Below are 7,297 nucleotides of genomic sequence, written 5' to 3' on the forward strand. Positions count from 1 at the left end.
ATTTGATTTGTTACAATAACAGCACGATTAAAGCACTTTTACTTTCAGGTAACTCGGATGAGCAGACGAAGTGAAAACTTTATGTGTCTCTGCTTTAAAATCAGTATCCTGGGCTTTCATAATGTCCTGAAACTGCTGGGTATTCCGGTCAATCAACGGAAACCAGGTACTCTGAAGCTGAACCATAATCCGGTGTCCCTTTTTAAACGTATGCAACACATCCTGCAGTTCAAAACTCACCCTGCTCACCTTTCCTGGCGTAAATGCCCGGGGACGGTCAAAACCTCTTCTGAATTTACCCCGCATCGCCTCACTTCGTATCATTTGCTGATACCCGGCCATCAGCACATCTTTTGCCGTCCATTTGTTATTTTGAGCAGAATCGGGATAAACATCGATCACTTTGACCACCCAGTCCGCATCTGTACCTGTGGTAGAAACCCTAAGGTGCGCCCACATATCGCCTGAAAGTGTCAGGTCATCCGTCAGAACATCGGTCTGGTAAGTCAATACATCGGGCATGGCTGCGGCAAACCTCTGGTCTGCCGTCATATAATCCCGGTCCATATCCATCGTCTTACGGTTAATAAACGGAACAGGTTTATTGGGATCTGAAACAAATTCATTAAAACTGTCCTCCTTTCCTGAAGGTGCCGTAAAAGACAATTTACCGCCCGGCAGGAAGTACAGGTTCTTCTCCACCACAGATTCTGGTGGCCATGTATCATAATTCTTCCACTGATTCTCACCGGTTTGAAAAACAGACACTTTTGGAAGATCCAGAGGCGTACCTTTCAAATAATGACTAAAGAAAGCAAACTCAATTTTTTCCCGGTAAAAGGGTCCTGTCGCTGCACCAAAATCAACGTCACCCAAATGATCGCCATCTCCCCTTGCCCATCCACCATGCACCCAGGGGCCCATGGCAAAATAAACAGGCGTATTGGGGTTTCTTTTCTGAAGAACTTTATAAGTATGAATGGCACCATACAGATCTTCTGCATCATACCATCCCCCTGTCACTAATGTTGGTGTTTTAATATCATGCAGATGCGACAAAACATTCCGGTCTTCCCAGTGCTCATCATAATTCGGATGATCCATCATTTCATTCCAAAGTCTTATCGTATCCTGGTAATATTTCAAATTTGAATTGCGCATCGCGCCCATTTTCAGAAAGAAATCATATCCATCGTTAGTCCCCGGATCAAATGCCTTTCCAGATCGTTGTGTCGGTTTATCATCCTGCCGGTTGGTGAAATAGGGGTAAAAACCAAAATTAGCAGCCAGCATAAAGGCACCATTATGGAAGGCATCATCCCGATAAAGATTTGCAATAGGTGCCTGCGGAGAAGCTGCAGCTAATGCCGGATGGCGACTCAACAGCGCCGTTGTCGTATAAAAACCCGGATAGGAAATGCCCCATACACCAACCTTACCATTATTATTCGGGATATTTTTAAGCAGCCAGTCAATGGTATCATAGGTATCGGTCCCCTCATCTACATCTTTATTTGTTTTATGCACTTCCAGTTCCGGTGTCATTTCCTCATAAATCCCTTCGCTCATCCAACGTCCACGTACATCCTGGTAAACAAAAATATAACCATCATGAACAAACAGCGGGGAAGGCCCAAGGCTCGCCTTATACTGGTCCGGACCATATGGACCAACGCTATAACAAGTCCTGTCCATCATAAAAGGATAAGCCACAGACTGATCTTTAGGTACATAAACTGAGGTAAACAACTTCTTACCATCCCTCATCGGAATCTGATATTCGTATTTCAGATAATGCGTTTTAATATAAGCTGCATCCGAAGGCACATTCTGAGCAAAAGACTTCAAGCCAAAGACACAGAGCAAGACAAAAAAGATTGATTTCATCAGGTAGAATTTAATAAGCGAATATAATTATTCTTCGCGAGCTCTTCAGCTCCTCTTTATGTCAATAATTTGACTTTTCCAATGGTCTTCTTCAGCAGTCCTTGCTGTAACTTAGCAAGCACTTTATCATTACAAAAATCTAACCAGGATATAATGGCCTTACTGAAAGATCTCTACTGCTCTGTTTTCTATAATCAGCTCAGCAACAGCCTTTCCAGGATACTACCAGAATTTGATCAGCAATTATTTTTAAAGCGCATCTATACGGATGACTTTCAGCATATGGAATTAAAACAACGCATGCGCCACACCACCAATGCGATCCATGAATTTCTGCCCTCTACAGATTTCCCACGAGCAGCACACTATCTGACCCAACTGGTTGGACAATTTAAAAAAGATGGCATTGCAGGCGAACTCGTCTTTATATTTCTACCCGATTATATCGAATGCCATGGTCTGGAACACTTTCATGCTTCAGTAGAAGCCATGGAGCAGATCACCCAATTTGTGAGCTGCGAATTTGCCGTACGCCCCTTTCTCTTAAAATATGGAGCACAGATGATGGAACAGATGCAGCGCTGGTCCTTACATGAAAACCATAAAGTAAGAAGACTGGCTACAGAAGGTTGCCGTCCAAGATTACCCTGGGCTGTTGCCGTACCCCAGCTTAAACAAGCCCCAGGTCCAATATTGTCCATCCTGGAAAACCTCAGAAATGATCCCTCAGATTTTGTACGTAAAAGCGTAGCCAATAATCTTAACGACATTTCTAAAGATCATCCCGAGATTGTTATTGATATTGCCAGTCGCTGGAAAGGCATCAGCAAAGAAACCGACGCCGTTATTAAACACGGCTGCCGGACCTTGCTCAAACAAGGGCACTCCAAAATACTCAAACATTATACACTCGACAGCAAAGACATTGACTGCATTGATTTTAAAATCCTTAGCCCTGAAGTACAGATTGGAGACCATCTTGAATTCAGTTTCCAGCTCAGAAACAAATCCACATCTGCAAAAACCATTCGGCTGGAATATGCCCTTTATTATAAAAGACAAAACGGGAAGGCATCCCGTAAAGTTTTTAAGATCAGCGAAAAAACCTACCCGCCATCTGAAACCATAGCTGTAACCCGAAAACAAAGTTTTAAGCTGATCACAACCAGGAAATTTTATTCAGGCATCCATCAGCTCTCGGTGATTATCAACGGCACAGAGAAGGAACGTCTGGATTTTAATCTGGTGTAGAAATTTGCTCCCGCTGTTCCCGCTGCCTGTCCTTTACAGAACCATCTTCGCTCACTCCAAGTTTCCAGTAGGCATAAGCATAGAGTTCTTCTCTTTCCCAACCCTTATCCTTGCGCAGAAAATCGCGGATATTCTTAACTGCAGTAAATTCAGCAGCTATGTATCCAAAACGGGTAGTCAGATGATCTTCAGGTATTACAGTATGTTCGACTGCATCAGAAAGCCATGTTCCTGTACCCGGATGCTCATTGTATAACCAATTGATCTGTATGCCATCAGGAGCGATCAAGTGCTGCAGATCTGCTTTATCCTGAACTTCTATATGAGCAATTCCTTTAGCTTCTGCCGGCAGGCTTTCTAAAATAGCGGCCAGTACCGGAATACCGGTTCCGTCTGCCACCAGCAGATACCAGTCGGCCTTTGGATAGAGTGTACTCTTTTTGTCCTTCATGGCTACACCCAGTGCATCACCCGGTTTTGCAGCAATTGCCCATGCAGAAGCCGGCCCACTATCACCATGCGCTACAAAATCGATCACCATTTCTTTCTTTTCCAAATCAAAAGCCCGGTGTGTGTAGGTACGGACAAAAGGTCTTACCTTCTCGGGCGGATGAATCCATTCATTTGTCTGCACATCATAAGCCGGAAAATGCACCTGATCTGTACCAGCAGGAGGAATAAAGATTTTGTTATTTACTCCAATAGTGGTGTCTTTAAATTTAAGAATATCCTCGCCAGTCAGCGTAACCCGGATATAATGTGGTGTAACGTATTCTTTATCTTTTACAAAAAGTACAGCCTGAATAATGGATGGTTTATTTTCTTTTTCACTCATAAGATATTTCTGATGCCGGCTAATTTGTGCCTGTCTTAGCCATGTCCATTCGACATGGCTAAACAGGACTTTATCAATCTAACCAAATATATATTGAACCTTTCCCATCCCATGCAAATTTCAGAGGGGAAACTGAGACAAATATACATTATATAGAATCATTCTAAACAATATGTTTGTTTATGATATTAAACTGACATTCCAGATACCACAGCTCTTTGCAAATATATTTTGCTAATTTTGCAATTTAGGAAACTCATTAAACCATGAAAATAGCCCTTAACCATAAGAGTCCGGTTCCACTTCACATCCAGGCAGAAGAATTACTTCGCAGGATGATCAAAGAGCCAGAATTTCAGAATGGTAAACTACTTCCCAATGAGATTGATCTGGCCAACCAGCTTGCCATATCCCGCACAACTTTGCGCCAGGCACTGAACAAGCTGGTCTATGAGGGGCTGTTAATTCGTAAAAAAGGGGTTGGGACTAAAGTAGCCGATGCTTTGATCAGCTCAAAATCAACGAACTGGCTTAGTTTCTCACAAGAAATGAAGGCTCGGGGAATCCCAATAAAAAACTTTGAACTCCACATCAGCTGGATTTATCCGGATGAGATACTGGCTAATTTCTTTAATATAAAAACAGATCAAAAGATATTAAAGCTGGAACGGTTGAGAGGCCGCCCCGAAGGGCCATTTGTTTATTTTGTTTCTTATTTCCATCCACGCACCGGATTAACTGGCGAAGAGGATTTCAAAAGACCACTCTATGACATCCTGGAAGCTGATTACAATATCGTTACAGAATTGTCTAAAGAGGAGATCAGTGCAAAAGCCGCAGATAAATTTATCGCTGCAAAACTGGAAACCGAACCCGGAAGTCCAATCTTATTCCGCAAACGTTTCGTTTATGATCAGGCAGACCGCCCGATAGAATATAATCTGGGCTATTACCGTGCAGATAGTTTTGTATATACGGTAGAAAGCAGAAGGGGCTAGCAAAGCCCCCCCTTATTATTTTACGCCTTTAGCTTCCAGTTCCGTAATTGCACTCCAAAGCACTCCGGCCTCTCCCCTAAAACTAGCAGAACCCTGAGGTCGGTTATCTGGTGTATACCATTCAAAAAATCCTTTATTTTTAACCACACGATCTAACATGGGCTTCATCGCCTCGCAAGCCTCTTCCAGCAGGTCATAACGGATAAGTTGAGAAACCATTCTTCCCCCAAACCAAGTCCAGTCTCCACCATTCTGATAAGAATATGGTCCCATACCTTGGTTTTTGAAAAAGCCCTTGGGGTACACAGGATAAATGGTTAAGCCAATAGTTGCCGCATTCGCTTTCTTCACATTTTCCTGCATTTTATGGTAAGCAGTTTTAACTTCCTCCTTACTCAGCAGACCAGCCTCAATCGCAATAGCTGTGCCACCCTGATAATAGATCTCTGACTCCTTAAACGAAGATGGGAAAGGAGAACCATTCAAATAAATATGAGGTCTAAATTTTTGTGCTTTTTGATCCCAAAGGTATTTACGAATATTGGCCGAAAGGTTTTTCTGAACGCCTGTCCAGTACTTCTGAGCCGCAGGAGACAGACTCGCCATGCTCAAAAAGTCCTTTATAGCAATCACAAACATTGCATTATCATAAATATCAATGCTCCGGTGGGAATTTGAATCTAAAACTACCCCCCAGCTATGTTCGGGCTGCACATCACCCCAGTCTACTGTTGTAGCACCCCATACCAGTCCATATTTTTTCACAAATCGCTGCGTAAGCAAAAACTCCATCGCCTGCTCCAGTCGCTTTTGAACAGATAACCCACCAACGGTATCTGTTAAAATACTTTTGTCTCCCGTTCCCCGTATATATTTAGCCACAGCCTGAACTAAAGAAGTCTCCTGATCAGTCTCTACTGTATTCTTATGCCCGGCATATTCCGGAGCAAGTTTAGAATGATAAAAATCATAGGAAACACCTGCTTTTTTTGCCGGGATATAACCGTCCAGAATTCCGCCGTCAGGCTGCTGAAACTGAAAAAAAGTAATCAAGTGTTTCTTGATTTGATCTTTATCATTTACTTTACAGGCCACCGTAATAAAAGTATTCAAATCCCTGATCCAAACCTCACCATAACCATCGCCAGCGGTAAAGCCTTTTTTAATCAGCTGCTCAGCCATTCCCTTTACGGTATCTGCTAAAGGTTTGATAGCTCTGATTTCTCCAACAGCAGTTTGTTGCGCAGAACAGGTTCCAATTAGGATGAACATTGCGAAGTTCAAAAACAATATTTTTTTCATTAGTATATAATTTTATTTTAAAGGTTATGAAGCTATCATGTGCTACAAAATTCTATTCCTATGTGTCTGCGTACTGCTGCACATGATGGTTTCATTATTTATTACTTTGTACATACATAGTTACATATTAAATTAATACGAACAAAATAATTTATACACTACAATAGATAATAGATCTAATAAAAACAGAACATCTGTTAAAAAACCTATATTAGTAACGTCTGATACAGAACCGATGGTCAACAATTACGATAGAATTGCAAAGTATTATGATTTTTTAAGCCGTACTGTCTTTTTTAAAGCGCAGGTCAATGCGCAGATTGAACAGCTTCCTTTCATTCCCCCCGGGAGTAAGGTCCTGATCGTTGGGGGAGGAACCGGCTGGATCCTAAGCAAAATAGCAGAACTACAACCAAAAGGACTACGCATCACCTATATAGAAATTTCCTCAGAAATGATTGCCCTGGCCAGGAAAAGAAACATTAAGGAAAACAGTATTGAGCTGATCAACACTCCAATAGAAGATTATCATACAAAAAAAACATTCGATGTCGTCCTCACTGCATTTTTGTTCGACAATTTCAGCCGGGAAAAAGCAGAACTCGTATTCCTTAAACTCCATGACTTACTTAAGGCCGAAGGCTTATGGCTATTTTCTGATTTTTCTTATCAACCTAAAATTGGAAAAATATGGCAATACATGATGTTAAAACTCATGTATTTCTTTTTTAGAATAGTATCCAATGTTGAGGCCCGGGAACTGCCGGATGTAGGCATTCACTTTAAAAAGAATAAGTACAAAAAGATTTTCAGAAAGCGGTATTACAAGAATTTCATCAAAGCGACCGTATATCAAAAGCCCGGTCTTTAAATAAAAAAACCAGGCAATCCTACCTGGTTTTTTGTCAAACAAAACAAAACTTAGATCTAACCAAACATCTAATATTTTAAGCAGAGCACCTGCTCTGTACCACTCATTCGTGGCAATTTCTTTTTATTAATGATCCCCTGATCATTACAATAC

The 7,297-nt window shown here is 41.6% G+C and carries 6 protein-coding genes; 3 read left to right on the forward strand and 3 right to left on the reverse strand.

Annotated elements, in window-relative coordinates:
• Positions 1-27: 27 nt before the first annotated feature.
• Positions 28-1,887 (reverse strand): CocE/NonD family hydrolase, encoded by a 1,860-nt coding sequence (locus tag DBR11_RS02520; RefSeq protein WP_108550036.1) that lies wholly within the window; start codon positions 1,885-1,887, stop codon positions 28-30.
• 153 nt (positions 1,888-2,040) lie between these two features.
• On the opposite strand from DBR11_RS02520, the gene DBR11_RS02525 reads away from it, so the two are divergent.
• Positions 2,041-3,138: a DNA alkylation repair protein gene (locus DBR11_RS02525; RefSeq protein ID WP_108550037.1), complete on the forward strand. Its 1,098-nt coding sequence runs from the start codon at positions 2,041-2,043 to the stop codon at positions 3,136-3,138.
• Here the strand turns inward: DBR11_RS02525 and DBR11_RS02530 are convergent.
• The gene (locus DBR11_RS02530) at positions 3,125-3,973 is read right to left on the reverse strand and encodes a siderophore-interacting protein (protein ID WP_108550038.1); all 849 of its coding nucleotides are present in this window, start codon (positions 3,971-3,973) and stop codon (positions 3,125-3,127) included. The genes DBR11_RS02525 and DBR11_RS02530 overlap by 14 nt on opposite strands.
• Before the next feature lie 266 nt (positions 3,974-4,239).
• On the opposite strand from DBR11_RS02530, the gene DBR11_RS02535 reads away from it, so the two are divergent.
• The gene (locus DBR11_RS02535) at positions 4,240-4,971 is read left to right on the forward strand and encodes a GntR family transcriptional regulator (protein ID WP_108550039.1); all 732 of its coding nucleotides are present in this window, start codon (positions 4,240-4,242) and stop codon (positions 4,969-4,971) included.
• 15 nt (positions 4,972-4,986) lie between these two features.
• Here the strand turns inward: DBR11_RS02535 and DBR11_RS02540 are convergent, their stop codons facing one another.
• Positions 4,987-6,273: a GH36-type glycosyl hydrolase domain-containing protein gene (locus DBR11_RS02540; RefSeq protein WP_108550040.1), complete on the reverse strand. Its 1,287-nt coding sequence runs from the start codon at positions 6,271-6,273 to the stop codon at positions 4,987-4,989.
• 235 nt (positions 6,274-6,508) lie between these two features.
• On the opposite strand from DBR11_RS02540, the gene DBR11_RS02545 reads away from it, so the two are divergent.
• Positions 6,509-7,144, forward strand: a complete 636-nt coding sequence (locus tag DBR11_RS02545; RefSeq protein ID WP_108550041.1) for a class I SAM-dependent methyltransferase — start codon at positions 6,509-6,511, stop codon at positions 7,142-7,144.
• The last annotated feature ends 153 nt before the right edge of the window (positions 7,145-7,297 follow it).

Source organism: Pedobacter sp. HMWF019, assembly GCF_003061025.1.
GTDB lineage: Bacteria > Bacteroidota > Bacteroidia > Sphingobacteriales > Sphingobacteriaceae > Pedobacter.

Bases quoted from the DNA above. Each gene is read 5' to 3' on its own strand.
- DBR11_RS02520 (WP_108550036.1), bottom strand. From the start codon at position 1,887: ATGAAATCAATCTTTTTTGTCTTGCTCTGTGTCTTTGGCTTGAAGTCT.
- DBR11_RS02525 (WP_108550037.1), top strand. From the start codon at position 2,041: ATGGCCTTACTGAAAGATCTCTACTGCTCTGTTTTCTATAATCAGCTC.
- DBR11_RS02530 (WP_108550038.1), bottom strand. From the start codon at position 3,973: ATGAGTGAAAAAGAAAATAAACCATCCATTATTCAGGCTGTACTTTTT.
- DBR11_RS02535 (WP_108550039.1), top strand. From the start codon at position 4,240: ATGAAAATAGCCCTTAACCATAAGAGTCCGGTTCCACTTCACATCCAG.
- DBR11_RS02540 (WP_108550040.1), bottom strand. From the start codon at position 6,273: ATGAAAAAAATATTGTTTTTGAACTTCGCAATGTTCATCCTAATTGGA.
- DBR11_RS02545 (WP_108550041.1), top strand. From the start codon at position 6,509: ATGGTCAACAATTACGATAGAATTGCAAAGTATTATGATTTTTTAAGC.